Genomic DNA, 26,604 nt, shown 5'->3' on the forward strand with positions numbered 1-26,604 from the left:
CTAACGTTTATTTTCAATTATTTATAAATTTATAGTTAGGAATATCAAGTTCATCCAGTTGAATGCTGAATTTTGCTGAGTGAAAAGTGAATTTAGAGAATTAGGGGTACAAAAAAGCGAGGTTTCCCTCGCTTTTCATGTTTAGTGAGTAATATTTGCTCTACACAATGAACTTGTTAAGAATCGAATCTTGTTCACGAACATTGTCTGTTTGAACTTGCATTGCTGAGTTAGCTTGCTCTGCGGAGTTCGCTACCTGGGTCGACAGGTCTTTGATCTTAACAGTGTTGTTGTTGATCTCTTCTGCTACTAGGCTTTGCTCTTCAGCTGCAGATGCAATCTGAATGTTCATATCAGAAATCTGCTGGATAGAGTTGCGAATACGCTCAAGAGACGTATTGGCTTGTTGCGCTCTATCTACGGCTTCTGTCGCAGTATCTTTACTTTGGTTCATAGCAGTTGATACCGAGCTTGCGCCTGCTTGAAGCTGTTCGATCATGCTACGAATTTCAGTGGTCGATTGTTGGGTACGTTGTGCCAACGTTCGTACTTCATCTGCCACCACGGCAAAGCCACGACCCGACTCACCTGCACGTGCTGCTTCGATTGCTGCGTTTAATGCCAGTAAGTTAGTTTGGTCTGCAATATCATTGATTACTTTTAGAATTGTTTCAATGTTAGCCGTTGCCGATTCTAATACCTTCACTTCTTCAACGGCTTGGTCGATGCGAGCAGACAAGTTATCTATCGCTTGTGTGGTGTCACTTACAACAGATGTGCCGTCCATGGTTGCGTCATCAGCGTCTTTCGCAGCAGCAGCAGCGCCTTGCGCATTGTTGGCCACTTCAGTCGCAGTGACCGCCATTTCATTCATAGCGGTAGCAAGTTGCTCTAACTCTTGAAGTTGGGTGCTCATCGCATTTGCCGATTCTTGTGCGCCGACAGCCGTCATCTCAGTACCACGCATGATCTCTTTCCCAATCGCCTTTGATTGAGTGATCTGGTTTTGCAGTGTTTCCGTAAACTTGTTGAAGCCTTTCGCCAGCTCAGAGAATTCGTAGTCAGTATTCGTGTCTAGGCGCTTGGTTAGATCACCTTGACCTGATGCCACGTCGTTAATTGCGTCGTTCAATGTTTCAAGTGGGCGCATTAAGAAACGGATCAGCATAGTTAATGCAATAACACTTAAGATAAGTGCGATGATGGTGTAAATGATTGAGCTATTTCTTAAGTCACTTACTGCAGCAAAGGCGATATCTTCATTGATAATTGAACCTACATACCAGTCTTCGCTTGGGATGTGAGTAAATCGAACCATGAAGGTTGTGCCATTCATTTCGATTTCTTGAATCGATTCATTAATTGCGACTTGCGGTAGATAGCTTGATAGCTTTTCGCCGTTGTTCTTCGTTTCTGGGTGAGCGATGGTAGTACCGTCCGCCGTTACGATGAATAGATAGCCTGCATCAAATAGATTCACCTTGTTTACTAAGGCTGCTAGGTTGGTGAGCTCTAGGTCGTAGAACATGCCCGCCACAAAGCGTCCGTTCTCTTTTACTGGAGTACCTACAGAGATGATGACGTTTTTGCTTGAAGCGTCTACGTATGGCGCAGTTACGACAAGTGAATTCTTAGATTTGGCATCAATGTACCAAGGGCGCTTGCGGGGATCGTAATCTGGCCCTGCGTCCCACGCATCATCATTTTCAATAACGAAACCGTTGCTTTCGTAGCCGAAACCAACTGCAAGAAAGCTCCCTTTTAAATGAGGTTTCTCTAGTATGGTCTTAACATAGTTTTTGTCATTAGGAGCAATTTCTATGACTTCTGTGGTGGATTGCGCAAGAGATTTTTTAGACGACATCTCAGCGACCACGGTATTTTTAACCCCTTCAACCATTTCTTTTAAACTTGCGCTGACGTGGTTCTCAACAGCATTTCTAACAGTGTATAGCTGCTGAATAGACAGCAAAGATATGGTAACCAGAAGCAGCGCGGAAGATGCTGCAACTACCTTATGACTAAATTTCATGAAAGAACCCCTTTCTCGTGCACAGCGAATAGTTAATTTATTATTATGTTTTGATTTGTATCGGTAAGTATGGCGTAAACTTAATAACATTTCTGTAACTCGTTCCACGCAATGCCCACATTAACCTTTCTTTTAAATAGTTAAGTAGTATTTATTGCCTATAGTGTGATATCGATTGTCTAACCTTTGTTTTATATAGGTTAAATCGTGGTTTGTATGGATTAATCTGAGAAGGAATGTGAAATAGTATTGATTTAGATGCCTATTATACTGTGTGCTTATTGGTTCTTATTGTGAATTTTAATGTTTATCTTATGCATTTCTTTTTAGTTCTTCAAAAATGCAAAATAAGTTTTTGTTCTAACAATAAAAAAGCCTCACAAGAGTGAGGCTTTGTTTGATATTTGTTCAGTGTAGACTCTAGAAAATTAGGTGGGCAACACCCGCAATAATTGGAAGAGTGATCAAAGTACGTAGAATGAAGATAATGAACAGCTCTACGATGTTGACTGGAATCTTACTTCCTAGAAGTAGAGCACCTACTTCAGACATGTAAATCAGCTGTGTAACCGACATTGCTGCAATTACGAAGCGTGTCATTTCATTATCAATAGAAGCCGCTAGGATAGCTGGAATGAACATGTCAGCAAAACCAACTACGATTGTTTCTGATGCTGCTACTGCTTCTGGCACACCTAGTAACTCTAGGAATGGAATGAACGGTTGACCTAGAACAGAGAATACAGACGTGTATTCAGCAACAACGAGTGCGACAGTACCAAGTCCCATTACAACAGGAAGCACGCCAAACACCATATCAACCGCGTTACGTACACCTTCACCGAATACCGCTTTTGCCGATTTTACTTGTGAAGCTTTATTTACTGCTAGCTCAAGACCCCAAGAGAACGTCGTGTAGCCAGCTGGAATCGCATCTGCGTCTTCTTTTGGCGCTGTACCGTCGATGAATGTGTCTTTCTTCATGCTTAGAGGCGGTAAACGTGGAATAACTACAGCTGCCACAATACCCGCTAAACAGATAGCACCGTAGAAAGGTAGGAATAAGTGTTCAAGCTCAACTTGAGCAATAACAACTAAGCTGAATGTGATAGATACCGCAGAGAAAGTTGTACCTACTACTGCCGCTTCACGCTGCGTGTAGAACTTGTTTTCGTATTGCTTGCTCGTTAGCAAGATACCTACACTACCATCGCCTAACCAAGAAGCCATACAGTCGATTGCACTACGGCCTGGTAAGTTAAAGATAGGGCGCATGATTTTGCTAAGTAGCGTGCCAAATAGCTCTAAAAGACCGAAGTTTAATAGTAGAGGCAGTAGCAAACCCGCAAAAATGAATACTGAGAATAGCGTTGGTAACAGGCCTTCTAATACTAAGCCACCAGTGTTTTCTTCCCAAATAGCTTCAGGGCCGACTTGGAATGTCGTCATGATCACCGCAGCGCCGCCGATAAGACGAACCGCTAGCCATAATGGAGAAGGGTTAAATAAGCCTTGTAGGAAAGCATTGTCTTCAATGAATGCTGGCTTGAAAACTTTGCACAAAAGGGAAGCCACAGACATAAACGCAATGATAGTCGCAATAATTGCTACTAAGTGATCGCCAAAAAGAGCTTGGATTGACTTAGCTAGAATCGCAACTGGAATTGTTAAATCACCGTCATAGCTGATTGGCGCCATGAAAAGGAATAAACCGATAAGTGATGGGATTAGGAAAATCCAGAAGCTACCTTTCTTTGGCGCTTCTGTAGCATTAGCATTGTTAAGCATTATTATTCTCGTATTACTACTAGTAAAAGTTGCCATTGTCCTTGGCATATCTATTCACTAAACATCCGTATTTACTCAATGATCGCAAGATTACCTAGTATAATCAGGCATTGCAATACTATTCATTAAATTGAGGTAAGTATTCATCACATTCATTCTGTAAAAGTTGGTATTTATAGATGAATGTTTTGTGTATGTTACACCTGTTTACATTTTGTTGCTAATGATTTTGTAAATTAACCTTTTTGATCGATTCTAAACTGCGTGAATAGTAAGTATAGCCAGTAGCTCAGAGCGATAAAGAACGCGCAGAGAGCGGGGAATAGAAGTGACAGAATTCCGATCTGTGTATATAGGCTGGCACCTAGATAACCTCCTAGAATGAATCCAGCAATAATAAAAGAAAACAACTTGGCTTTGCGTCGGTCGAATGGCACGCCTTTTAAACATGCGCCTAGCATTATCCCGAGATCAGTGACGATGCCTGTCATGTGAGTGGTACGAATGATTGCGCCACTAAAGGTTGTGATCATCGCATTTTGAAGACCACACGCAGCAGAAGCGAAATACTGCCCCCATACAAAGTCGTGCATTAGCGCTAGTAAGGCCAGCAAAAGTAAGCTTCCTTCTATACATAAAGCAACGCCGTAGCATCGTCCAAGCTTCAATGCTTGATTATCGATAAACCAACCACTAAACATTGAACCGAGAAGAAAACTCAATACAACCATGATTAAGTGAACGGTTGAAGGTGAGGGGGAGAGTAGATCGCTGCCCAGCAAAGTCATGGTGCCAGAAAGGTGAGAAATAGCTTGATGTTGGAAGCTCATAAGGCCAATAGAATTGACTGAGCCTGCTAATGCGGTCAGCAGAAAGGCACCGTATTCTACCCAACGAGGTAATCTTGAGATCATGGCATGCGCTCCAAACGAAAAGGAGCGTGATTATACTGCTAGCTAAGGTGTGGCCGAACGGCAATCGTTAGGGTTTACTTGATCCTACTCAAGAGAGTAGTCAGTTATTCGTAGTGTTCCATTTGGCAATCGAATTTGACCCAACCGTGTTTGCGTTCTTCATAAACCGAAAAGCTCGGTGTTGGGAAATCTCGTTCTTTGAATAATCCTAGAGGGACAACCAAACATTCGGGTGCCGCGGAGACTTGAAGCAACATGGTGGTGCCGCAATTCGGACAAAATTGGTAAGACACCTCATTGCCGGAATCACTAATGCGGGTAAAGGCCGTAACATTGCCAATAAGGTCAACCTGTTCTGCGAGAAAACGAACTTGAACACCGAATACGCTACCTGTACGTTTCTGGCATTCGAAACAATGACACACGGCCGTTCTTAGTGGTTCGCCTTTGCAGATAAGGCTAGTGGCACCACATCGACAATCACAACTTCGGGTTTTGGTTTCCATACGCATCTCGTAATTTTATGGGTGCTTATTGCTTATTATATCAAAGCCCTTTAAGGTCTGCACAAATGGACAAGGAACCTCATACGTAAGTTATTATGAAAAAACGAATTTTGCCAATTCCTCTAATCTTATTGATCCCAATTGTACTGTTAGTTGTTGTCATTGTTGCTGGTGTGTATCGGTTCAGCTTGACGGATGAAGAGATCCTCGCGAAGTTCCCGTCCGCTCAACAACAAATTGATCCGGTAGCATTAGCGGTATTCAATGTTAAGGCGACTAACCCTTGGACGGTAAAGGTTCCAGAAACTCATGCGTTTGCGTTTATTGATGAATATGATGCGCAGTTAGAAAATGCATCAGGGCGCTACGACTCAGGTGCCGAGCGCGGCGTAGTTACCGTGGATACGGCAATTCTAATGAATCAAGAGTTAGATGGACAACGCTTCTTTTTTGCACCTATGACGGTCTCAAACCAAGGCTCCGGTGTCTTTCATTTTCTTGCTCAGTTTAAATTCGATGCTGCTCGTAGCCGAGTTATCTTAGTAGACAGCTTATTCTTAGGTGACCGAGTACAAATTACAGGATTAAACTTTGAAAGTGACAATACGGGTGTGGTGAGCTTTTTGCAGCATGCCGAAGGGCAGGCAATGGCGGAATCGCCAGCACAAAAAACTACAAAAGAGTTTGAATTCAATACGCAACTGATTGTTGAACGTTAAGTTTTTATGGGATGCAATGTTTTGTTGTTTATGTGAGCTAAATTACATATCATCTTTGTTAGATGAATGAAATTTAGACACACAGTATGAGTTTGTGTCAGCAATATTTATACAAATGGAGCTTGCCGAAATGATTAACAAACGTTTTTTCAAAACGAAAGATGAAGTAGAAGTAACTTTTGAGTTAGAAGCTCAAGAAGCGGAATCGGTATCGATCGTCGCTGACTTTCTTGACTGGAAAGCCACCCCAATGAAAAAGCTCGCTAAAGGTAAAACGTACAAGTTCAGAACGCGTTTACCTAAAAATAGCCAATTCCAGTTTCGCTACTTAGTGAATGATCAGCAATGGGTAAACGATGCGAATGCAGATAGCTATGTTGCAAATGAATTTGGCGAAGATAACTGCCTAGTATCAACAGTACAATAACGGGCATATCACCGCCCTGAATGAAATTACAATTTTATCAGCCAGAAGCCTTATGCTTCTGGCTTTTTGTTTTTTGGTAAGTAGTTGATTATTGGTTTTAGAGGCTGATAAGCCTCATATAATGACATTACGATGATGATTTATGCGTAAGAAAAGCATATCCTCTAACTTTTATCGTAGAAAGACCTGTTTATTGTGTATTCTAAATTACTACCTTCTCCTATAGCTGAGCTTTCGCCACTGAAAAAAGTGCTGGCCTTTAGTCTCCCGCTCGTGGCTATCGTCGGTATTTCTATCAGCTCTTCTGACTCAAGTTTAAAAAAGACGATAGAACTTAATCTTCCGGAATCATCGGTCATTGATTCCATTCTGTCGTCTAGTATTCCTGCAGTAAACCCACCTTCGTTTGAATATGAAATTCGTTCAGGTGATAACTTAAGCAGCATCTTCACTCAACTTGGCTTTTCTTACCGTTCCATGATGAATGTGATGGAAACGGATCTGAACTACCTTGCTTTGGATACCCTCAAACCTGGCAACCAACTGAGATTCTGGCGTGATGAAGCCAGCGGTGACCTCATTAAAATGGAACTTGTTTTCAACGCTGCCGATAAAGTGGTGTACAAGCGTTTGGATGACGGCAGTTACGAATATAAAGACATTTCTATTCCGGGTGATTGGCAACAATTCGCTTTGGTCGGGGATATTCAAGGTAGCTTTTCCACATCAGCGAATAAGCTGGGTTTAAGCAGTGTCGAAATTGATCATGTTGTCTCTTTACTTAAAGACAAGTTGAACTTTAGCCGTGACTTACGTGCGGGTGATAAGTTTGAAGTCTTGCAGAAGAAACAATTTGTTGATGGCGTCGCGACTGGAAAGCGCGAAATAGAAGCCATTAAGATTTTTAACCGTAGTCGAGAGCTAACCGCTTACCTGCATAGCGATGGTCAATACTATGATGCGAATGGTGACAGCTTACAACGTGCATTCCAGCGTTACCCTGTGAGCCGCAATTGGCGTTTGAGTTCTAACTTTAACCCTAAACGCTTGCACCCAGTAACAGGCCGCGTTAGTCCACATAATGGTACTGACTTTGCGACGCCAATTGGCACTGCTGTGATGTCGACTGGTGATGGCCAAGTTGTCATGACGCGTAAGCACCCATATGCGGGTAACTACGTGGTGATTCAACATGGCAGTACTTATAAGACTCGCTATTTGCACTTGAGCAAAATATTGGTGCGTAAAGGACAAAAGGTTACGCGAGGTCAGAAAATTGGTTTATCTGGAAACACTGGCCGTGTTACTGGCCCACACCTTCACTACGAATTGATTGAACGTGGCCGCCCGGTGAATGCGATGAAAGCAAATATTCCAATGGCGAACTCTGTGCCGAAGAAAGAAAAAGCGGCTTTCATCGCTTTACGTGATGAAGCGGATAGCTTGTTAAAAGCGCAGGAAGAGAAGCAAGGTTAACGTCTAACTGGCTTTGCCTACACAAAAAATCGCAGGTTTTAACCTGCGATTTTTTATGCGCGACGCTCTTCGATATTTCGAGCAATGCTGTCGATAATGATGTCGGGCTTTTCTGGCCGCGAATAGAAATAGCCTTGGATTTGAGCACACCCCATCGCATGCAACTTATCCCGCTCTTCTTTGTGTTCGACTCCTTCCGCGACCAACTTCACTTTGAGCTGTTGAGCCAATTTTATGATCAGCCACACCACGCTTTCTGAGGTTTCGTTATCCAATAAGTTGCGAATGAAAGTCGCATCAATCTTAATACAATCAATCGGATAGCTATGAATGTAATTTAAACTCGAGTATCCAGTACCAAAGTCATCCAGAGCGACAGTGAAGCCCATTGTACGTAGTGATTGGAGCACATCTTTCACTTCATTGGCCTGGGTCAGTAGCACTGTTTCGGTTAATTCAATAACAAACTCATTGGGTTCAAATCCGTGTCGCTTCACTACACTCGTTAAATGGTTGAGATAGCGCTGGGAGTCGCGAAGCTCATGCGCCGAGCAATTCAGCCCTAACTTCACTTTGTAACCCAATCCATCTTCAAGGCGACGCTTAGCTAGGCAGGCAAGTTCAATGATGCGTTCGCCTAATTCAACGATCAGCCCAGACTGTTCTGCTGCTTGAATGAATTCAACAGGCGACACGAAACCGTGAACCGAGGAGTTCCAGCGGGTGAGCACTTCAAAATAGTCCCAATGTGGCTCGTTGTGCGAAACGATGGGCTGTACCACTACAAATAGTTCATTGTCTTCAGATACAGGGCTGGTGAGTTCAATTCTTATCGCTTCGACAAGCTGAGTTTTGCGGTAATACTGAGCGCTTAAGTGCGTGTCGTAACACTGAACTTGGATATCGGGGTTTTGTTTGCAGTCTTTGAGGGCCAAGCTTGTATTAAGCAGTAAGTTATCGATGTCCTTGGCGTTTTGCTGTGCTCTCGCTATCCCTATACTCACAGAGAACGGAATCTGTCGGGTTGAGTCGTTGTAACCGAATTCGATTTTCTCCAAGATCTGGTGGCACACTTTGATTGGATCATCAGAGTAAGTGATGAAAGCAAACTCATCGCCTGCCACTCGGAATGCGAGTTCGGGTTCAGGGATCGAAGCAGTAATGCTTTCTGCGGTAAATTTGATAATGCGATCGCCAATGTAGTTACCATTTACATCGTTGATCATTTTGAAGTTGTTGATGTCGAGAAAAGCAAGCGTAAACGGCCTTGGTGACTGCTGAGTGATCGACTCTAATGTGTCTGATAAGCAGCTTCGATTGAGTAACCCTGTCAGGCTGTCGTGAGACACTTCATAGCTAAGCTGGTTTAGCAATTGGTCTGATCGCTCACTAAACCATAGTTCTCGTAGCGCGTGAAAAGTGAGGTCTGCGATCAGCTGGTGGTAATGGATCGCACGGCTTAGCTGTTCAGGTGTTTGACTCATTTTAAAGGAAGAGTAAAGCACTCCCATAATTTCGCCACTTTGAGACTTGATAGGGATAGCAACATAGTTTGGGTTAGCGATTTCTTGAGTGAATGCCTCTTTTGGGATATCGCTAAAAAATGAGTCCGTATATGCACAGTATTGGCATTGAGCACCTTTAGAAGTATTGCAAACCTCTTCTTTGGCACTGAGGGAAAGCTCTTTTTCTATATTGTCACTGTGTGCTAGAGCGATTGGGGTAATGGTTTCCTGGAAGCGCTTCTTTTCTACGATACTTGTGCACCGAGTATTGAGCGCTTGGTGTAAAGTTAGAGCCGCAGCTTCAAGCAAATCACGTCCATCAAGCTTGATGATACGACCGATAGTATTGAGATCTATAGTGTGAGTAGCCGAACTTTTTTCCATAGGGCTTTATCCATTTTAAGCCAAGATAATGCACTTAAATAATTATTATATGCATGTTATTTACTATTGACGAAGATGGAGTGATTTTCAATCCATTTGATGAGAAAAGTTGCTAACAATATCTTTCTCAATAGTAAAAACTATCAACAGCTTCCATAAGTATTTACGAGTGTTCTGGGCTATAAGCTTTCTAATTGCTCCCTTTCTTTTAATCGGTTTTTTAGGTAGTCCAAAAATAATTTGGTTCTAGTGTGTTGATAGTCCAATTTGGGGTAATACGCGTATACCATGGCTTCATCTGCGGTAATTTCAGGCAGTAATGGAACCAATGTCCCTAATTTCAGCTCATCTTTGATCATGGCTTGCACGGTAAGTAGCACGCCCATTCCGCGTTTCGCGCCATGAAATAGGGCTTCTGGGTTGGTAGTAGAGAAGTTTCCGGTAAGGGTCAGTTTTTTCCCATTGGTAAGCCTAACTTCACGAACGTGTCTTTCACCCCAAATCAGCATGTTGTGAGACTCTAGATCTTCCACACAAGTTGGGGCAGGGTGCTTTGCTAAATAGCTAGGAGAGGCGTAGAAACCGGCCTTATGTTCAAACAAAGGTGTCTTTTTGAAGCTAAGAGAATTCAGTTGCTCAAGCTCTCGGCTAAGTACTAAATCTAAGCTAAGCGCTGGTAACTGCCCGGGCGTTGTAGTGATCAGCTGAACTTTAATATCAGGGTATTGTTCAAGGAAATCATCAAGATACTGAACTAAAAACTTTGAGCCTACGGCAATGGTCGCGCCTATTTTTAATAACCCTGCCGGAGTTTGATTCACTGAGCGAGTTTCATCTATGACCGATTGCCAACTATCGAGTTGATCTTTGGCGCGTTCATAAAATAAAGCTCCCGCTTCAGTTTGGCTTATTGAGCGCGTGGTGCGCTTGAGCAACTGAGTTCCAATCCTTTCTTCCAGCCAGTTTACTCGCTTGCTGATGGCTGAGCTGGTTGTATTGAGCTTTCGGGCTGCACCGTTAAAACTGCCTTCTTCCACTACGCGAACGTAACTTCTAACGTTGAGTATCCAATCCATAATTGATTCCTGATAGGACTTAATCAAATTCCATTTTACATGATTATCAGGTGTTAGGTTTGAATGTAAGATAAATCCATGAATAAAAATCAAGCAAAAGAAACTAACACATCAGCATCTGCGTTTAAAAAAGCACCACTACTTCTTGCAATGATGATCATTGCAACGGGACAGGTCGGTGTAAGCATTTACTTACCATCACTACCGCTAATTAGTGGTGATCTTGGTATTTCTCAAGTGGATGTTCAGCTACTCGTCACTTTATTTTTGGTAGGGTTTGGTGTCTCTCAACTCGTCTACGGACCTATGTCTGATGCCATTGGACGGCGACCAATCTTTATATTGGGTCAAGGTATTTACTTGGTCGGCACGATTGTGTGTATTGCATTCTCTGATAGCGCTTTTGCGCTTGAACTCGGCCGCTTGTTACAAGGCTTAGGTGCCGGTAGTGCGTCAGTACTTGGCCGTAGTGTATTAAGAGACAGCTACGATGGTTTCCATTTGACCCGAGCGCTTTCGTATATATCGATTACCGCTTCCGTGATGCCTATTATCGCTCCGGTGTTCGGCGGGTGGATCGCTTTCCACCTTGGTTGGCAGGCAGTATTTGGCTTTGTTCTAGCGTATTTATTAGCAATATTTACATTAGGCTACTTTATCCTTCCCGAAACTTTGCCATACGGGAAGTCCAAGTTTCAAATCGGTGCAGTAATTAAAAACTACGGAAGTTTACTGACTAATAAGCAAGTGATCAGCAGTGCGAGCTATAACTGGGTGAGCTATTTAGCGGCCTTGGTGTCACTATCTGTATTCCCGTTTTTGATGCAAGAGCAGTTAGGATTAACCGCTGCGGAGTACGGCACATTGATGATCATTCCTTCCGCAGGCCTTATGATCGGCAGTGTAACGCTGAATATTATTAATCGACGTTTCTCGACTCCACAGATCATGAGTATTGCAATTGCGATTATGTTGGCTTCTGGATTGTGGTTGATGTTTACACCGTTAAGTATTTTTAACTTAGTGTGGGCATTTACGTGGCTAACGATAGGTCAGGGTATGTCTTTTCCTTTGTCTATCAGTATGTTGTTGGAACCTCATAAGAAACAAGCGGGCGCGGTGTCTGCGCTATCTGGCTCAGTGCAAATGTGTGGTGCAGGGTTACTCGGTGGTTATCTCGTTGAATATTGGGTTTCGGATCAAATGAGCTTAGGCATTTTCTATATTGTGGCTGGGGCGATTATGGGGGCCGTATTAGTCAGTTCGAATCGCAGGCATAAGCAGGCACTTGCATCGCAGGCGTTGTAATTGCGGTAAGGGTTTCTTACAATGCGGCGGTCAATCTTATAGGTAGAAATCATGCAGCATAGTGAATTTGAAACGCTAGTAAAAAGTATCTGTGAACAAGAAAACCTTCCTCAAGCTCTAGAGCTATTGAAGAAACATGAAGTATCTGAAGTATCTGAAGCAGCTGAGTCGCTGACCGGTCAATTTGCGCTGGCTGAAGTTGAAAGCGAGCGTCGTATTTATCACGTAACGCTTCAAGAAAATGATCAAGGTGAAGAGCAAGAGTTCGTTGAGCATGTTATGAATGAAGGTGACGATCTGATTAAATTCGCGGCTTGGTTCTTCGAATCTATGTTTGAAGTTAAGCAGAAAGAAACTTATCAAACGGCTGGTAAAACGTATAAGCAACCTAAGCGTAGCTAAAGACTTATAAAGGCTAGCGATAAATTCGCTGGCTTTTTTATTATCTCGATATGTAATTTAATTACACAAAAGTGTGACTCTGGTCTTGTTTGTTATTCGGTTAGGCGTATAATTCGACTCTATAGAAATTTAATTACATTTTGTGGAGAGAGTCATGGGTTACGAATTAGGCAATGCATATCTTGGTCAAATTGTGGCAAAAAACATGATGCACGAAGCGTTATACGGCAAGCCAAAACCAAAAAAGATGTCACTCGTTAAGCGAATGATGAAGAAAATAGCAAAGTAGCCGTTAGACAAATGGATTTAAAACAAAGCCCTTAAGAGCGTTTCTTAAGGGCTTTGTTGTTCTTGGATGGAACCAAAAAATGAAGCTTAATGTAGTTAGCTGGCTGACTGATTGGATAAATCGACTACATTATCTGGAATGGAATCTAAGCCGTGTTCTTTCATCCAAGCGGCTAAATTGTCAGCGCCGCCGATGTATTTACCATCAAGCCAGATCTGAGGAACGGTCACTGGTGTTTTTTCGCCGATGATGGCTTTAACTTCTGGGATCATTCGATAAAGTGCAGCGCTGTCTTTGACAACATCGTGGTACTGATATTTTACTCCCGCCTCGTCAAGCATACTTTTCGCTTTCACACAAAATGGGCAGGTGGCTTTACCATAAACAATATTGCCTTTTAATGTGTCGCGTTTCGTCCATTCTTTAATCACAGATTGGATTAATACACCACGGTTTAGCGCTTCCCCTTGGCTTACGACTTTGCCTTCGACAACCAGTATTGGCGCATGCCACACCCCCATTTTTAACGGCTCCCACCAATGAGATAGCCAATCTTTTACTTCTAGTTCAATCGATACGTCTGCCAATTCATTATCAAACGTGTCCTGAAGAATATCTTTGGTTAGCGTACATTCGCCACACGGAATGTTTACCTTAAATGGTCCCCAGCTTCCGCCCCAACGGTATAAAGTAATTTTGATTGGTTTTGTCATTCGTTTTAGCCTCAATTCAGTCCTCTTAAATTAAAAGAACGGGTAGCATCGTAATTTATTTCAATTTAGCGGATTTTTTTGTTTCCCACTGAGTAATAAAAGCGACCGAGGCAACAATGATCGCGGCACCAAGCCAAAGTCTACCCGGCGGAACCCAACTAAAGACGACCCAGCCAGCTAATACGTTAAGTGGCAATTTTGCGTGATCGAAGGGCTGTACAAAAGAAGCGTCTGCGACCGCATAAGCTTTCACGATTCCCCATTGAGCTAACGCCGTCATGCAGCCAGCGCCAATCAACACCGCCCAAACAGTCAAACCAGTCGGTATCTGCCAATCGGGAGCGGCTAGCAGAATATTGAATGGTGTGATCAGAAGTAATAGGTATACCACCATAGTTGATGGGCCATCGCTTGAAGAGAGCTGCTTTACCATTAGGGAGTAGCATGCCCAAAAGAACGCTGCACCTACGGGCAATAAAGTCGCCCAGCTGAAATCGTCAGCCCAAGGTTCTAAGATGATCATGGCACCGATGAAACCCGCTAATGTTGCTCCCCAGCGAGCAGCGCCAACTTTCTCTTTCAAGAACAACCCTGAGCCAATGGTTGCGAAAAGAGGCGATGTCATAAGTAAAGCAATGCCTTGCCAAATTGGAACAGGGTAGGCCAACGCCCATAACCACAATTGAATCCCTATTACTGACAGGAAAACACGTAATACATGCAGTTTTAAATTATTGGTTTTTAGAGATTGTCGAATACCTAACGTTCTTAAATACGGCAGGATAACGACCAACGCGATGGCATATTGAATTAGAGCGACGGTTGTTGAAGCTAATCCAAAGTTGATACTGGCGACTTGCGCGAGGCTGTTTACGATAGCGAATGCAAGCCCAGCGGTAAGCATCCAGCTAGCGCCCTGAACTGGGTGGTGAGGCTGAGTCATAGAGTAAAAAGTCAATAAAAAGTGATTGACCAAATCATACGTTTAATTCCCTATGAAACCAATCGACTTTATTTGTATAACTTATTCAAAACCTTAGAACAAAGCTAATTTGTGCGGTTGATTGCTGATAAATCAGTCACCGCTTGTCTGAAAGTAAATATCCTCTATGATGCAAAAGCCACATAACCAGATGGAGAAGTAGAATGGCGACCGAATATTTACAAGACGTGCTGCAAGGTCGTCAAGTTATCCAATCATTAGATGTAGAAGATTTACCGATTGGTGAACACCAATTCTGGTTTCAAGTCGCGAGTGATGGTCTAGGGCAACCTAAAAATATGCCGGTTACGGTATTTAAAGGCAGCGAAAGCGGGCCTAAGTTAATGATTACCGCAGGTATTCATGGTGATGAACTCAATGGTGTTCTCGCGGCGCAGCAAATCGTTCGTGACCTGGTGGGTGAGCAGCTACATGGCACTGTGACTATCGTTCCAACAGTGAATTTACCTGGGTTGTTGAATCACAGTCGAGATTTTGTTTCTTCCGATCCTGGCTCTTGTCCTGCCAACTTAAATCGCTTTTTTCCAGGTGATCCACAAGGGACTGCAGCCGAGCGTTTTGTTGCATCTTTATGGCAGCGCTTGCTTAAACCCAATGCCACGTTTGCGGTCGATTTACACACTCAAACTCGTGGAGCGGTATATCCTCTTTACGTGTTTTCTGATTTTCGGATTCCGCAATGCATCGAGTTAGCTCGCTTATTTGAACCTGACTGTGTGCTCAATGATCCGGGGGACCCAGGTATTCTCGAAACTGTTTGGAATCGCTCAGGCATTCCTAGCGTTACCGTTGAAGTAGGCATGGGGAAGTTTACCCAAATTGATATGATTCAACGTGCTGTCGATGGCGTTTTCAGAATTCTACGCTATTACGGCATGCTTGAAGGCACGCAAACATTACCAGAAATTAACTGGGTTGAAGGCAATAAAGTTGTGTCGGTTCGTGCTGATATTGGGGGGTTTATTTTGCCTCAGGTAGAGCTACTTCAAGCTGTTGAAGAAGGGGAGTTACTGGCCATCCAATATGATGCATTTGGAGATGAAAATAAGCGTTACTTCGCGCCATCGCCGGGGCGAGTCTTGAGCTTCAACGTGGATGCTTTGCGTGAACCTGGCGCCTTAGTAACTCGCTTGATTAGCTAGGGGCAGAAAGAAATAAAAAAGGCCGAGGTGAGCTCGGCCAAAAAAGGAGTGTTTCCTTGGAGTTTATGTTATTTGAACATTAGAAGTCGTAACGAATACCAGCTTGTAGTTGGTCGTCTTTGTTGTCCAATTGTTCAAATTTGTAGCCAGCGTAAGTACGGATGTGGCCGTTAAACTTGTAGACCGCTTCAATAGCAAAATTGTTCGCAATTTCAGTGCTAGTGTCATCGTTCTCTTGGAAGTTATAAACGCCGACTAGTGTAAGTTGCTTGTTAGCTTTAAATTTTGCAGAAAGCTCATAACCTGTCACGTCTTCGTCGGCGACAGTCGCCATTGTGTATAGGCCGCCAAATGTGAACGCATCTTTAGCGTATTGAGCAACTAAGTTGATTTGGTCATCATCATTGCTGCCACTGTCTTGCGAAACATAACCAGCACCAAGATCTAACCCCATCTCTAGTGAGTACAGAGCCGAAAGGCCGAAGCTGTTTGCATCGACTTCATCAGCTGCGATGTAGTTTACTTTTACCGCTAGAGCATCGAATTCGCCTGAATATAGGAAGTTGTTTTCACGCTTATCTTTGTTACCAGACACGATGTCTGCAGCGTCTGCACCAAACGTTGCCATTGTATCTGTAATGTCAGTTAGCATCACTTGTGCAGAGTCTTGTTTACCGTAAGAAAACTCGCCCATGTCTGTGCCGATACCCGCAAAGAAGTAACGGTTGGTGATGTCATTTGCATCATCAAATTCTGCTTCATATTTACCAAAACCGTACAGCCCCTCAGCGACTTGAGTTTTACCTTTTAGGTTTACACGAGCGCGAGATTTATCTTTAAAGCTGCTCGTCGAGTCGGTTTCGTTGTTGTCAGAAATATTGAAGCGAGCTTCCGCACGACCGCCAACTTTCAATGTTGTACCGTCGCTATCGTAAACGGTTGCTGCTAGTGAAGACCCTGATACCAATGCCGAGAATATTGCAGTTGCGATTGCTGCTTTTTTCATTTTCTTACCCTATATGAAATCAATGAGCGTCGTGCTCGATATGTTTGATGCAGGTAAGATAGGCTTTATAAATGAAGGATTGATTTCTGATCGATTACGCTTAGGTTTTGTTTTTATTTCATTTTTATTATGGATAAATAAAAAGGGAGGTAATTGCCTCCCCTATAGGTTGTGCGTTTCGTGCTCTCGCCTTTTGGTAAACGACGAGCGACACTATTTAAAGCAATTGCCGACTACTTGGAGAACTCCGCTTTGATGATCTCATTGAGTTTTTCATATGGCACATAGCCTGGAATGACTTGCTCGCCGATTAACATGCCAGGCGTTCCACCTAAACCTAGTGCAGTAAAGGTTTGGTAGTTACGTGCGACAATCATTTGTTGTTCGTCAGTGGTGTTCAGCAGTTCCGCTGTTCCTGTTTTCTTTGCCACTGCTTCCAATGATTGCTTGGTGTGTTTTCCATTTTTAGCGACCAAGAAGTTATGTACTTCGGTGAACGCTTCTGGCTTTTGCTTCCAAACATTCAGCGCGTACAGTGCAGAGTTAGTATCGATACCTGCCACTTGCTGTTGCTGCAGCGGAACATAGATATTAACGATCTTTAGGTCACTATTTTCTTCAGCTAACTGTGCCATCACGGGCTCTAGTTTTTTGCAGAAAGGGCAATTGTAATCAGTGAAGTTAATGATGACTGACTTCCCGTCAGGGTTACCTGTAATAGAGTGATCTGGGTTGTTATAAAGCCAGTCATGGCTTTGAGCTTTAACATCCTTGAATTGAGCCTGGCTTTCTACATACTTTTCAAGACTGTCGTGCAAATTGCCAATGACTGACGGGTTATTTCGTAGTAACTCATTGATTTCAATGAGCTGCTTTTCTTGTGATTCTGTGAGCTTTGCTGCCGATACCCATGCAGAGGTAAAACTCGCGGCGATCATGGTACTGATGATTAATTTTTTCACGTGTATTCCTTAATTCGTTGTTATTAGCGTTGGGCTAACTCGCCGCTTCAATTTCTTTTGAAAGAATGTTCTTTAGCCGATCATAAGGTAAATAACCTGGAATGATCTTATCGCCGAGCATCATGGCAGGCGTGCCTCTTAGTCCTAATTCATGGAATGCCATATAGTTGTTATCGACAACGGTTCGAACTTGTTGGCTCGCGTGTAGCTGAGCAACGGTGTCGGTTTTTTTAGCAATAGCATTCAATGATTGCTTTGAATGGCCGCTGTTTTTTGCGAACAGGTATTGGTTTACTTGTTCGAAATGTTCTGGTGCTTCTTTCCAAACCGTCAGTGCGTATAATGTAGCATTGGTCTCTATGTCTGGCAGATCACCTTTCTGCTTCAACGGAGTGAGAACAGATACGATCTTTAGATCTGGGTAGTTTTTCACGAGTTTGCTCAAGACAGGGTCCAGCTTTTTACAATACGGGCAGTCGTAGTCGGTAAAATTCAGGAGCACGGTTTTCCCGTTAGGGTTACCAATAAACGGTAAATCTGGATTGTTGTATAGCCAGTCGTGACTTTGTTTCTGTGCTTTATCGAACTCGTCAGCCTTAGTAATGTAGTTACTTAAGCTTGTATAGAGTGGGTCTATAACTTCCGGGTTTTCTTCCAGTAGTTTAGAAACCTGTTCAATTTTCTGCTTCTGTTGTGCATCGAGATCAGTTGCGTGAACCAGTGACGATGAAAGAGCGGCGCTAATCGCAGCCCATAGTATTAATTTATTCATAGTTAGCCTTGCTACTAAACGAATAGAGTTCTGAACCACAATCCCCAAGGAGTCGTGACGCCTGTCGAGATGTGCTGAATTTCACCGTCTTTAATGATGACAATGGTCGGCGTGACACTGATTTCCCAGTCTCTGCTTATCCGGCCTGTAACGTCATTTAATACGGGAAAGTCGTATTCTTTTGCTGATAGAAAGCGCCTAACGCGGTCATCGTTACCTGATGACAGCGCGACACTGACTACCTGGTGATTCTTGGAAAAGCGATCAATTGTCGGACTCACAAATTTACAAGCAGTACACCAAGTTGCCCAAAAATAGACAATCACAGGTTTACCTGATTTGCTCATCTCAATTGCATCGACCATCTCACCTTGCACGGTCATCCCTGCGATTGGTGGGGCGGTTCCACTTGGCATGCTTGAGCTGTAGTAGAAATCCATCGCGTATGACACGACAGCCACTATCAGAACCATGCCTGCAAGCTCCTTGCTCCACCTTTTTAACCTTGAAGGCTGCTTAGCTGTTGATTGTTCTATATCTTGAGTCTCTTTATCCATTCGAACCCCCGGCGATTCTCATCGCCTCCATGACCGTTTCGCTGTCTAGAATGACAGGTAAAGGAATCCCTTGTGGGTATTCTGGGCCGTAAACAATGTTAAATGGAACGCCGTAACGACCATTACTTTGTAGATACTCGGTTACCTTGGAGTTAGGAGTGGTCCAATCGCCTTCCATCAGGACAACGCCTTCTTCTTGCAAGCGGCTATACACAGGATCTTGAAGTATCACGCCGATTTTGTTGGCTTTACAAGTAATACACCAATCGGCAGTCACGTTGACGAATACCGTTTTTCCTTCTTCTACAAGGCCGGATATTTGAGTTGCTTCTAATGGCTGCCAGTTAAGGTCATCAACAATTGGAGTGGCCCAATTACCTGCCGTTAGGCTGCCAGCAATAAGCCCACCACCGAATGCAAGCGTCGAGACTGCAAGCACTGGGATAAGGACTTTTTTACCAAACTTGAAACCGACCCAAATCAATACCGCGATTAAGATCCCTGCGGTCACTAAAATCGTGGCGAACGTGCCAAGGAAAGGCGTGAGTAAGCTGCTCAGCCATAAGCTGGTGGCTAGCATCATCAATCCAAAGATAAGTTTTACTTTGAACATCCATTTACCTGGCTTAGGTAAGAAACGAACCAGTCTTGGGAACATGGCAAACATTAACCATGGCGCACTCATACCTATACCGAGCGCGATGAAGATCGCCCATAGCTCTTGGTAGCTAGCACCAAATGCATACGCCACAGCGGTACCTAAGAAAGGCGCGCTACAAGGTGTTGCCAGTAAAGTAGCAAACATACCCTGGATAAAGTGACCAGAGTGGGAGTCATTTCCTTTCGTTGCCATCCAAGTATTCATACCTGAAGGTAAACGAAACTCGAATAATCCCAGTAAGTTGGTTGCAAACACTAAGGTTACGACCACCATTAAGATGATGAACCATGCGTTTTGGAATTGAATACCCCAGCCGATGGCGTTGCCACCCATTTTCAGAATGGAAATACCTGCTGCAAGAATCGCAAACGAGGTGATGATCCCTAGAGCTGAAGCAATGAAAGAGCCGCGGACTTGTTTTTTTGAAGCATTTTGATTGGCTACCATGCTGTTGAGTTTCATGCCTAAAACTGGCAGTACGCATGGCATAATATTGAGAATTAAGCCGCCTAATAATGCAAATCCGAACATGGCCAAAAAGCCAGTGTTGTTCGATTGATAAGCTATCGCTTCAGAGCCGATTTGCCCGGTTAATTCCGTTGCGAAAGAGTTATCCGAGACCGTTATTGTAATATTACGGTCGGTTAGGTCGGTTTCACCTAGCCAGTTAGTAACATCAAAAACGGCAGTTAACGTGTCTCCTTCGATGTAGGTTTTCGGTTGGCCAAAGAACTCATCAATCACTTCTTCGCCATCAATTAATATTTGTGGTTGTTCCCAAGGCTTTTGGTTAGTGAACTGAGCCACGAGTTGTTGTTTTTGGACATTCCAAGAAAGCGCTTCGATAGACACTTGCTTAGATTCCATAGGTGTACGGCTCATGCCTTGGTTGAAGACGAACATGGCGTCTTCATCTAGCTGTAAACTCGATGGGTCAATCGGTAAATTGACGTGGTAGTCGTGAATCACGCAGATATTAGTGCAAGATGGTAACGTAAGCGCAGCGTCAAAAACGGCAGGCTTGGTAATGTCTTCTAACGTGATGGTGATTGGGAAGCTTACTTTGGACTTGTAGCCTAAAGTCATGACCCCTAATTGCTCGTAATAGCTAGGGATTGGCCAGTGCCATTCCACGGATTCAATATTACTCGATTTAGACCAATCCCATTCAGGTGCAACGCCACCTTCACCCGGGCTGCGCCAATAGGTTTTCCAGTCGCCATCTAGCTCTATGTCTAGAACCGCTTCAATGGTTTTGTTGTCTGGGTTCTGTTCACCCGTAGACATCATTCTCAATTTAACGGGTGGGTGCTCTGGTGCACTAATCCAACCTGTACTTTGAGCCAAGGATATAGCCGAGAATGCAAGCAAGCTGAATGCGAGTAAGAGTTTTACAAGTGTACTAAAGCCAGCCTGTATAGGCATCACTAGCCTAGATTGCAAAGAGCTAGGCGCAAAGATTGTTTTTAACACAAAAATTTCTCCAAAAATAAATAGTTAGGGTGTAGTGAGAACCCGTTTATTTACTCTCGGAATATACAATAGGTGACGTGTAGGCGCTGTTTAGGGAAAGCGAAATGCTGGCGCTCTAACCTAGCATTACCAATAGACAAAGGTGCTAAGCAATATACCAGAATTGATAAAATGATATAGGCAGCAAGCCAATCTAGTTTTGGAGTCGCGTAGGTTAGAAGTTGCTCGCTTAAGGTGCAGGCTTCTTTAGATGGTAGAGGTTTAGCGATGCTACCGCTATCGAAAACCTGCTGATAAAGAACTTGGATGTGGGTGTCTTGGCTTATTTGAGATTCAGTCAATGTAGGAGAATAAGGCGCGCTGGATGCGATCGTAGAACTCGAAGTAATAGTACTTGCTAGACAGGTAATAATAACCAATCCAGTAAGGACAATTGACCAAAAGGCGTGCTTTCGTTGTTGAGAGTTCGAGTTATGCAAATTCTTAGATTCAAAATACAAGACGAGGTCTAGGGTAGTGAAGTTGCATGGATGCTACAAGTCATCAAATGTCAGTGAATTGTCAGGAATTATGTAGATTCATTTGTAAATGAGAGGTTGGCAGTGGTTGGTTTCTCTATGTTTGATGACTAGTTATGGGTTATTAACATCTGGCTAGTTGCCTACTCAGCCACTTAATTTAGCTGCTGAGCCTAGTGAGCTAGGGGGCGTGTTTCGAGGCGTTAATTTAAAGAGGAGCTTGGGGCATGTTGCTCAAACAAGAGTTGATGCATAATAGGCTTTGGAGCTTTCTTACTGAAGAGCTGCGTCATAAGGTGTCCTTTTGCTTCGGCGTAATCACTATAATAATCGTTATAGTTCGCTCAATTCACCGGTATCAAATTTAAGACAGACTTCATTTTTTGCCTTCGACTCCTGCTATATGTCTTCCTGCTCTTTAATTATCTAGCTGCCAATTATTGTTAAATATTGGGTGTGATACCGTCGCGATTCTTGGGTTGAAATGCGAGATTTTACCTGCTTATAGGAGGGTAATGCGTAATAAAAATTGGCAGATTATCTGCATTGAGTTTGTACGTTTTTTGCAACATTAATGCTATTTGTAAACTTACTTTATTGGCAGGTTGAACCTTATTGATGGATTGGTTTTTATCGTTTTTGGTGGGTTTTTCTACAAATGTAACAAGGTTTGAACTAAATAAAGGTAAGCTTTGGTTGTTTAACTTGTTGTTTTATTTGCTTTTATGTTTTTTCGATAACTGTTTTTGTTATTTTATATATTTTCATGCAACTTTTGCGAGTCGGCTCGCTTAAAGTCCATTCCACATGTTAAGTGCAGGTAACATTCCCTATGTTCAGCTTAAACACCTGCCTTAGCAAAACAACAAAGTTACATTAATGGACAATGGACGAAACAATGAATAAAAAACTATTGGCGCTAGCAATCTCTGCTGCTGCATTTGGTACTCAAGCTGTTGCTTTTGAACTTTACAACCAAGACGGTTCTACTTTCGAAATCGGTGGTCACGTTTCTGCGAACATCAACGGTTCTGATTCTGAAGATGCTTCTGTTGGAACTAACTCTCCACGTATCAACTTCAATGCAACTCAAGATCTAGGCAATGGTTTCACTGCTGATGCTAAAGGTGAATGGGCTCTAAACTACCTTGATGGTGGTGATGACACTTTCACTACTCGTTTAGGTTACGTAGGTCTTACTCATGATGAGTTAGGTCGCGCAGTAGTTGGTACTCAGTGGGCACCTTACTACGATGTTGCTGGCGTTGCAGATATGCCAATCGCATTTGCGAATGACTTCATCTACGACAACCACGGCGCTCTAGGTACTGGTCGTGCAGATAAAATGGTTAGCTACCGTAACGCATTCGATTTCGGTGAGTCAGGTTCTTTCAGCTTTGGTCTAGGTTGGCAGGGTGACAACGATCAGCAAGTAACTGTTGGTAACACTACATCAGGCACTAAGTACGGCGATCGTATCCAAGCAACACTAGGTTATGATATCGCGGGCGTTAAGCTAGGTTATGCTTTCAATACTGGTGATTTCACAGACTTTGGCTCTAAATCTCAAACTGCTGAGTCTCATACTGTATCTGCAGCATACGGTAACTACGGTAAAGGTTTATACCTAGCGGGTGTTTATGCTTCGAACGAAAACATGAACTTCCTTGATCCAATCGCTGGTACTAACCGTATGGAAGAAAGCACAAACTACGAGCTACTAGCTGCTTACGCGCTTCCAAACAGCTTAAACCTAATCATGAACTACGAAATGGTTGAAGGTAAAGAAAACAAGGGTGATGCTAAAGCAACAGCACGTGAAGAGTTAGCTCTACAAGCTGAATACAACTTCACTGCTAAGTTTGTTGGTTACACTGGTTACCAATTCGATCTTAACGATGCAGATGGTAACGAAACTGACGACAAGTGGACTCTTGGCGCACGTTACTACTTCTAATGTGTAAGTTGATTACAAGAAAGTAATCGACAGATATAATCACACGCCAAATATCAAGCCACCCTTATTAGGGTGGCTTTTTCGTATTTTGGGTTTGGCAAACTAAGCGATCATAACGCTACGCCATTCACGCTTACCGCAACGTCAATATTGCCACGCACTGCATTCGAGTATGGGCAAACTTGGTGGGCTACTTTCACCAATTCGATTGCTTGAGCTTGCTCTAAATCTAAAAAAACCTCTAAGCTTGCTGTTAGCGCAAAACCGCCAGTTTCATTTGGACCGATACCTATCTCTGCGCTGACTGGAGCTTCTTTAATTGATACCTTCATTTCTTTCGCTACATGCAAAATAGCGTTTGAAAAACAAGCTGAGTAGCCAGCTGCAAACAATTGTTCTGGGTTAGTCGCTGTTCCACTGCCTCCCATTTCTTTTGGGTAGCTTAGATCAACATTGAGTAAGCCATCTTCTGTTTTTACGTTGCCGTTACGTCCAGCAAGAGCGGTTGCTTTCGTTGTATATAGTGTTGTCATAGTCATTCCTACCTTTTAATTTATATTGTGTGCAATTTAATTGTTGGCAATGATAGTTCGATCTCCAAGAGAAATGCAAGTATATTGTGCGCAATTTAATTTTCAGAGTGTGACTATGACTTCATGCCATTCGAACAAACATGTTGAGCAAAACTCACAAGACGAAGCGTTAATTAAGTTAGAAAACCAAATCTGTTTTCCACTTTATAGCGCTGCGAATGCAGTCATTCGTTCTTATCGACCTTTGCTCGAAGAACTCGATCTAACTTATTCTCAATATTTAGTGATGATGGTGCTGTGGGATAAAAATGGCATTAATGTAAAAGAGTTAGGTTCTAAACTGAGTTTAGATTCTGGAACACTTACTCCTTTACTTAAACGGCTAGAAGCGAAAGGTATTGTGCTGCGAAAGCGTGGTGAACATGATGAGCGAGTACGTGAATTGTTTCTAACAGAGCAAGGCTTAGAACTAAAAGAAAAAGCCAAACAAGTGCCAAAAGCGATGCGCTGTAAATTTAACTTGGAGTTGGATGAATTACTTGAGTTAAAGCGTTTGTGTGAAAAGGTAATGAAAACGTTAGCTTAGGTAGACACTTTGAGCGAAAGATCAGATTTTTGATAGCTCGCTCGATAATCTCAGAGATCGGAGTTCTCTGATCGGTTAAACTCTGTGCTCTTTAAATCAGTCAAGGAAAGGCAATGAACTCGGTGTATATGGATGAGCAAAAGATAGTGCCAAGCAAAGTATTGTGCGTTGGCCGTAATTATTTGGATCACATCCAAGAATTAAATAATGCCATTCCAGAACACATGGTTGTGTTTAATAAACCGAGCACTTCTGTCACATCGATATTATCTGCCTTTCATCAGGAGCAATTGCATTATGAAGCGGAAATATGCTTCGTAGTCAAAGACGGTGAGTTCCAAGGTGTTGCTTTAGGATTAGACCTAACTAAGCGCTCAATGCAATCTTACTTAAAACAGAAAGGCTTACCTTGGGAGCGTGCTAAAGCGTTCGATGGGTCAGCGGTTTTTAGTAAGTTTGTTCCAGTTAACGATGTGAACCTGGCAGACCTAAATTTGGAATTGTTTATTAACTGTGTCCGAGTTCAGAAAGGTCACGTTGAGCAAATGATTTACTCACCAGCTGTGATTCTCCAAGAGCTCAAGTCATACACAAGTCTTCTCGATGGCGATATCGTAATGACTGGTACTCCTCAAGGAGTGGGAGAGGTTCACAGAGGTGATGTTTTCCTTGGGCGACTTAAATGTGGCGATAAAACCTTGATCGAAATCGAATGGTTAGCGCAGTAACTCGTTAGTCCATTTACCATGTGGTACGAATCATGATGGCCATATGGATTAAGTGGTTATGCGAACCAAGATAAGTTTAGAAATAGAAAGACTCCCATGCTGACTACAGTGGTGAGCAAAACATTTTTGGTTTTCCAAGCTAGTCCGGCGGCGAGCAGTGCTGCCCACAAATACGCATTGTCGCTGGACAGCATCAATTCCCCCTCAGGTAAAAAGACGATTGGCCCCCAAATTGCGGTTAGTACTGCTGGGCTTGAATAGGCGAGTAACCTTTGAGTTCTAACCCCGAGCTTGATTGGAAGTTTGGGTTCTAAGAACAAATAGCGACTCAAAAATACGACTGCTGTCATCGCCAGAATATAACTGAATATCATTGCGCTTTTCCTTTGATTGTTTCTACTAGATAACCGACTCCCATTGCTCCGATACTGGCAAAAATCAGCGCCCCTTCAATTTTGAAATATGCGAGTGAGACGGAAAGCACCAAAGCTGAGATAACAGAGCACAGAATCGGAAGGCTTTTAATGGTTGGTATCACTATCGCAATGAAGGTCGCAGCGATCGCAAATTCCAGACCCCATAGATTGAGCCCAGGAATCACACTGCCTGCCACAATTCCCACTATGGTCGCGAGGTTCCAAAATAGATAAAAGCTCAGCCCTGCCCCTAATGCATACCAAGGTTGAAACTGCTTACTGGATTGATTGCCACAAATTGCGAAGAGTTCATCGGTTAACAAAAAACCAAGAGTAAGACGCCATTTAAGAGGAAGAGGGCTGATCTTGTCACGCATTGAAATGCTGTAAAGAAAGTGACGAGAAGTAATAAAGAACGTCGTGATTAGCATGGTTGTCAGCCCGGCTCCGGCTTTGAACATACCCATTGCCACTAACTGCGCGGCGCCTGCAAACAAAATGGCTGAGAGCGCTTGTCCTTCGAGTGGGTGCAGTCCAACATCCATAGCAAAAGAGCCAGCCAGCAGCCCCCAAGGTAAAACAGCGATACTTAACGGTAGCATTGCCATTGTTCCTTGTATGAACAGTTTGGTTCGGCTTGATGATTTTGAGTAACTAATAGCGGTATCCATACGATTATTTGGTTAGGTATTTGATTCCAGCCTAGTGAAAAGGAAGTTAGGCGGATTGTACAAACTTGCGCTATTGATGG

The 26,604-nt window shown here is 43.1% G+C and carries 27 protein-coding genes; 10 read left to right on the top strand and 17 right to left on the bottom strand.

Annotated features, from left to right (window positions below; all coding sequences use genetic code 11):
• Nucleotides 1-160: 160 nt before the first annotated feature.
• From ELZ11_RS07535 to ELZ11_RS07550, 4 genes are all read right to left on the bottom strand, one after another.
• Nucleotides 161-2,032 carry a methyl-accepting chemotaxis protein gene (locus ELZ11_RS07535; protein WP_137356765.1) on the bottom strand — a complete coding sequence of 624 codons (1,872 nt, stop codon included), beginning with the start codon at nucleotides 2,030-2,032 and terminating at the stop codon, nucleotides 161-163.
• A 420-nt stretch (nucleotides 2,033-2,452) separates the two neighbouring features.
• Nucleotides 2,453-3,820, bottom strand: coding sequence for a YjiH family protein (locus ELZ11_RS07540; protein ID WP_137356766.1), 1,368 nt, complete (start codon nucleotides 3,818-3,820; stop codon nucleotides 2,453-2,455).
• 236 nt (nucleotides 3,821-4,056) lie between these two features.
• Nucleotides 4,057-4,734 carry a YoaK family protein gene (locus tag ELZ11_RS07545; RefSeq protein WP_137356767.1) on the bottom strand — a complete coding sequence of 226 codons (678 nt, stop codon included), beginning with the start codon at nucleotides 4,732-4,734 and terminating at the stop codon, nucleotides 4,057-4,059.
• 104 nt (nucleotides 4,735-4,838) lie between these two features.
• The gene (locus tag ELZ11_RS07550) at nucleotides 4,839-5,246 is read right to left on the bottom strand and encodes a GFA family protein (protein WP_137356768.1); all 408 of its coding nucleotides are present in this window, start codon (nucleotides 5,244-5,246) and stop codon (nucleotides 4,839-4,841) included.
• Nucleotides 5,247-5,335: 89 nt separating this feature from the next.
• On the opposite strand from ELZ11_RS07550, the gene ELZ11_RS07555 reads away from it, so the two are divergent.
• The 3 genes from ELZ11_RS07555 (at nucleotide 5,336) to shyA (ending at nucleotide 7,862) form a co-directional block, all read left to right on the top strand.
• A complete protein-coding gene (locus ELZ11_RS07555; RefSeq protein ID WP_137356769.1) occupies nucleotides 5,336-5,959 on the top strand; it encodes a hypothetical protein in 624 nt (207 codons plus the stop codon).
• A gap of 130 nt (nucleotides 5,960-6,089) precedes the next feature.
• Nucleotides 6,090-6,386, top strand: coding sequence for an isoamylase early set domain-containing protein (locus ELZ11_RS07560; RefSeq protein WP_137356770.1), 297 nt, complete (start codon nucleotides 6,090-6,092; stop codon nucleotides 6,384-6,386).
• A gap of 195 nt (nucleotides 6,387-6,581) precedes the next feature.
• Complete coding sequence (shyA, locus tag ELZ11_RS07565; protein ID WP_137356771.1) at nucleotides 6,582-7,862, top strand: peptidoglycan DD-endopeptidase ShyA; 1,281 nt, start codon at nucleotides 6,582-6,584, stop codon at nucleotides 7,860-7,862.
• Between the two features lie 53 nt (nucleotides 7,863-7,915).
• Here shyA and ELZ11_RS07570 read toward each other — a convergent pair whose 3' ends face one another.
• Both ELZ11_RS07570 and ELZ11_RS07575 read right to left on the bottom strand, forming a co-directional pair.
• Nucleotides 7,916-9,751, bottom strand: a complete 1,836-nt coding sequence (locus tag ELZ11_RS07570) for a putative bifunctional diguanylate cyclase/phosphodiesterase (RefSeq protein ID WP_137356772.1) — start codon at nucleotides 9,749-9,751, stop codon at nucleotides 7,916-7,918.
• A 179-nt stretch (nucleotides 9,752-9,930) separates the two neighbouring features.
• Nucleotides 9,931-10,827, bottom strand: coding sequence for a LysR family transcriptional regulator (locus ELZ11_RS07575; protein ID WP_137356773.1), 897 nt, complete (start codon nucleotides 10,825-10,827; stop codon nucleotides 9,931-9,933).
• A gap of 78 nt (nucleotides 10,828-10,905) precedes the next feature.
• Between ELZ11_RS07575 and ELZ11_RS07580 the strand changes: the two genes are divergently transcribed.
• From ELZ11_RS07580 to ELZ11_RS24005, 3 genes are all read left to right on the top strand, one after another.
• Nucleotides 10,906-12,135, top strand: a complete 1,230-nt coding sequence (locus ELZ11_RS07580; RefSeq protein WP_137356774.1) for a multidrug effflux MFS transporter — start codon at nucleotides 10,906-10,908, stop codon at nucleotides 12,133-12,135.
• Nucleotides 12,136-12,186: 51 nt separating this feature from the next.
• Nucleotides 12,187-12,537 (top strand): hypothetical protein, encoded by a 351-nt coding sequence (locus tag ELZ11_RS07585; protein WP_137356775.1) that lies wholly within the window; start codon nucleotides 12,187-12,189, stop codon nucleotides 12,535-12,537.
• Between the two features lie 154 nt (nucleotides 12,538-12,691).
• Nucleotides 12,692-12,826: a hypothetical protein gene (locus ELZ11_RS24005; protein ID WP_257619006.1), complete on the top strand. Its 135-nt coding sequence runs from the start codon at nucleotides 12,692-12,694 to the stop codon at nucleotides 12,824-12,826.
• 95 nt (nucleotides 12,827-12,921) lie between these two features.
• Here the strand turns inward: ELZ11_RS24005 and ELZ11_RS07590 are convergent, their stop codons facing one another.
• Together ELZ11_RS07590 and ELZ11_RS07595 are read right to left on the bottom strand one after the other, a co-directional pair.
• Complete coding sequence (locus ELZ11_RS07590; protein ID WP_137356776.1) at nucleotides 12,922-13,539, bottom strand: glutaredoxin domain-containing protein; 618 nt, start codon at nucleotides 13,537-13,539, stop codon at nucleotides 12,922-12,924.
• A 55-nt stretch (nucleotides 13,540-13,594) separates the two neighbouring features.
• Nucleotides 13,595-14,482, bottom strand: a complete 888-nt coding sequence (locus ELZ11_RS07595) for a DMT family transporter (RefSeq protein WP_137356777.1) — start codon at nucleotides 14,480-14,482, stop codon at nucleotides 13,595-13,597.
• Between the two features lie 203 nt (nucleotides 14,483-14,685).
• Here ELZ11_RS07595 and ELZ11_RS07600 point away from each other — a divergent pair, with 203 nt between their 5' ends.
• Entirely contained in the window at nucleotides 14,686-15,684 is a 999-nt protein-coding gene (locus ELZ11_RS07600; RefSeq protein WP_137356778.1) for a succinylglutamate desuccinylase/aspartoacylase family protein, read from the top strand.
• Between the two features lie 79 nt (nucleotides 15,685-15,763).
• Here the strand turns inward: ELZ11_RS07600 and ELZ11_RS07605 are convergent, their stop codons facing one another.
• From ELZ11_RS07605 to ELZ11_RS07630, 6 genes are all read right to left on the bottom strand, one after another.
• Nucleotides 15,764-16,690, bottom strand: a complete 927-nt coding sequence (locus tag ELZ11_RS07605; protein WP_137356779.1) for a porin — start codon at nucleotides 16,688-16,690, stop codon at nucleotides 15,764-15,766.
• 233 nt (nucleotides 16,691-16,923) lie between these two features.
• A complete protein-coding gene (locus ELZ11_RS07610) occupies nucleotides 16,924-17,652 on the bottom strand; it encodes a DsbA family protein (RefSeq protein ID WP_137356780.1) in 729 nt (242 codons plus the stop codon).
• 34 nt (nucleotides 17,653-17,686) lie between these two features.
• Complete coding sequence (locus ELZ11_RS07615) at nucleotides 17,687-18,424, bottom strand: DsbA family protein (RefSeq protein ID WP_137356781.1); 738 nt, start codon at nucleotides 18,422-18,424, stop codon at nucleotides 17,687-17,689.
• 14 nt (nucleotides 18,425-18,438) lie between these two features.
• Complete coding sequence (locus ELZ11_RS07620; RefSeq protein ID WP_244291623.1) at nucleotides 18,439-18,981, bottom strand: protein disulfide oxidoreductase; 543 nt, start codon at nucleotides 18,979-18,981, stop codon at nucleotides 18,439-18,441.
• Nucleotides 18,974-21,061: a protein-disulfide reductase DsbD family protein gene (locus ELZ11_RS07625; RefSeq protein WP_244291632.1), complete on the bottom strand. Its 2,088-nt coding sequence runs from the start codon at nucleotides 21,059-21,061 to the stop codon at nucleotides 18,974-18,976. Before ELZ11_RS07625 ends, ELZ11_RS07620 begins: the two co-directional genes overlap by 8 nt.
• 104 nt (nucleotides 21,062-21,165) lie before the next feature.
• Entirely contained in the window at nucleotides 21,166-21,594 is a 429-nt protein-coding gene (locus ELZ11_RS07630) for a hypothetical protein (protein ID WP_137356782.1), read from the bottom strand.
• Nucleotides 21,595-22,531: 937 nt separating this feature from the next.
• Between ELZ11_RS07630 and ELZ11_RS07635 the strand changes: the two genes are divergently transcribed.
• Nucleotides 22,532-23,590: a porin gene (locus tag ELZ11_RS07635; RefSeq protein WP_137356783.1), complete on the top strand. Its 1,059-nt coding sequence runs from the start codon at nucleotides 22,532-22,534 to the stop codon at nucleotides 23,588-23,590.
• Nucleotides 23,591-23,700: 110 nt separating this feature from the next.
• Here the strand turns inward: ELZ11_RS07635 and ohr are convergent, their stop codons facing one another.
• Entirely contained in the window at nucleotides 23,701-24,123 is a 423-nt protein-coding gene (gene ohr, locus ELZ11_RS07640; protein ID WP_137356784.1) for an organic hydroperoxide reductase Ohr, read from the bottom strand.
• Nucleotides 24,124-24,238: 115 nt separating this feature from the next.
• On the opposite strand from ohr, the gene ohrR reads away from it, so the two are divergent.
• Nucleotides 24,239-24,709: a transcriptional regulator OhrR gene (ohrR, locus tag ELZ11_RS07645; protein WP_137356785.1), complete on the top strand. Its 471-nt coding sequence runs from the start codon at nucleotides 24,239-24,241 to the stop codon at nucleotides 24,707-24,709.
• Nucleotides 24,710-24,822: 113 nt separating this feature from the next.
• Nucleotides 24,823-25,437: a fumarylacetoacetate hydrolase family protein gene (locus tag ELZ11_RS07650; protein ID WP_137356786.1), complete on the top strand. Its 615-nt coding sequence runs from the start codon at nucleotides 24,823-24,825 to the stop codon at nucleotides 25,435-25,437.
• Between the two features lie 56 nt (nucleotides 25,438-25,493).
• On the opposite strand, the gene ELZ11_RS07655 is transcribed toward ELZ11_RS07650, so the two are convergent.
• Both ELZ11_RS07655 and ELZ11_RS07660 read right to left on the bottom strand, forming a co-directional pair.
• The gene (locus tag ELZ11_RS07655; RefSeq protein ID WP_137356787.1) at nucleotides 25,494-25,811 is read right to left on the bottom strand and encodes an AzlD domain-containing protein; all 318 of its coding nucleotides are present in this window, start codon (nucleotides 25,809-25,811) and stop codon (nucleotides 25,494-25,496) included.
• Complete coding sequence (locus ELZ11_RS07660; protein WP_137356788.1) at nucleotides 25,808-26,524, bottom strand: AzlC family ABC transporter permease; 717 nt, start codon at nucleotides 26,522-26,524, stop codon at nucleotides 25,808-25,810. Before ELZ11_RS07660 ends, ELZ11_RS07655 begins: the two co-directional genes overlap by 4 nt.
• Nucleotides 26,525-26,604 lie beyond the last annotated feature (80 nt).

It is taken from the genome of Vibrio profundi (assembly GCF_005281835.1).
GTDB lineage: Bacteria > Pseudomonadota > Gammaproteobacteria > Enterobacterales > Vibrionaceae > Vibrio > Vibrio profundi.

Bases quoted from the DNA above. Each gene is read 5' to 3' on its own strand.
- ELZ11_RS07535 (WP_137356765.1), bottom strand. From the start codon at position 2,032: ATGAAATTTAGTCATAAGGTAGTTGCAGCATCTTCCGCGCTGCTTCTG.
- ELZ11_RS07540 (WP_137356766.1), bottom strand. From the start codon at position 3,820: ATGCTTAACAATGCTAATGCTACAGAAGCGCCAAAGAAAGGTAGCTTC.
- ELZ11_RS07545 (WP_137356767.1), bottom strand. From the start codon at position 4,734: ATGATCTCAAGATTACCTCGTTGGGTAGAATACGGTGCCTTTCTGCTG.
- ELZ11_RS07550 (WP_137356768.1), bottom strand. From the start codon at position 5,246: ATGCGTATGGAAACCAAAACCCGAAGTTGTGATTGTCGATGTGGTGCC.
- ELZ11_RS07555 (WP_137356769.1), top strand. From the start codon at position 5,336: ATGAAAAAACGAATTTTGCCAATTCCTCTAATCTTATTGATCCCAATT.
- ELZ11_RS07560 (WP_137356770.1), top strand. From the start codon at position 6,090: ATGATTAACAAACGTTTTTTCAAAACGAAAGATGAAGTAGAAGTAACT.
- ELZ11_RS07570 (WP_137356772.1), bottom strand. From the start codon at position 9,751: ATGGAAAAAAGTTCGGCTACTCACACTATAGATCTCAATACTATCGGT.
- ELZ11_RS07575 (WP_137356773.1), bottom strand. From the start codon at position 10,827: ATGGATTGGATACTCAACGTTAGAAGTTACGTTCGCGTAGTGGAAGAA.
- ELZ11_RS07580 (WP_137356774.1), top strand. From the start codon at position 10,906: ATGAATAAAAATCAAGCAAAAGAAACTAACACATCAGCATCTGCGTTT.
- ELZ11_RS07585 (WP_137356775.1), top strand. From the start codon at position 12,187: ATGCAGCATAGTGAATTTGAAACGCTAGTAAAAAGTATCTGTGAACAA.
- ELZ11_RS24005 (WP_257619006.1), top strand. From the start codon at position 12,692: ATGGGTTACGAATTAGGCAATGCATATCTTGGTCAAATTGTGGCAAAA.
- ELZ11_RS07590 (WP_137356776.1), bottom strand. From the start codon at position 13,539: ATGACAAAACCAATCAAAATTACTTTATACCGTTGGGGCGGAAGCTGG.
- ELZ11_RS07595 (WP_137356777.1), bottom strand. From the start codon at position 14,482: ATGACTCAGCCTCACCACCCAGTTCAGGGCGCTAGCTGGATGCTTACC.
- ELZ11_RS07600 (WP_137356778.1), top strand. From the start codon at position 14,686: ATGGCGACCGAATATTTACAAGACGTGCTGCAAGGTCGTCAAGTTATC.
- ELZ11_RS07605 (WP_137356779.1), bottom strand. From the start codon at position 16,690: ATGAAAAAAGCAGCAATCGCAACTGCAATATTCTCGGCATTGGTATCA.
- ELZ11_RS07615 (WP_137356781.1), bottom strand. From the start codon at position 18,424: ATGAATAAATTAATACTATGGGCTGCGATTAGCGCCGCTCTTTCATCG.
- ELZ11_RS07620 (WP_244291623.1), bottom strand. From the start codon at position 18,981: ATGGATAAAGAGACTCAAGATATAGAACAATCAACAGCTAAGCAGCCT.
- ELZ11_RS07635 (WP_137356783.1), top strand. From the start codon at position 22,532: ATGAATAAAAAACTATTGGCGCTAGCAATCTCTGCTGCTGCATTTGGT.
- ohr (WP_137356784.1), bottom strand. From the start codon at position 24,123: ATGACAACACTATATACAACGAAAGCAACCGCTCTTGCTGGACGTAAC.
- ohrR (WP_137356785.1), top strand. From the start codon at position 24,239: ATGACTTCATGCCATTCGAACAAACATGTTGAGCAAAACTCACAAGAC.
- ELZ11_RS07650 (WP_137356786.1), top strand. From the start codon at position 24,823: ATGAACTCGGTGTATATGGATGAGCAAAAGATAGTGCCAAGCAAAGTA.
- ELZ11_RS07655 (WP_137356787.1), bottom strand. From the start codon at position 25,811: ATGATATTCAGTTATATTCTGGCGATGACAGCAGTCGTATTTTTGAGT.
- ELZ11_RS07660 (WP_137356788.1), bottom strand. From the start codon at position 26,524: ATGGATACCGCTATTAGTTACTCAAAATCATCAAGCCGAACCAAACTG.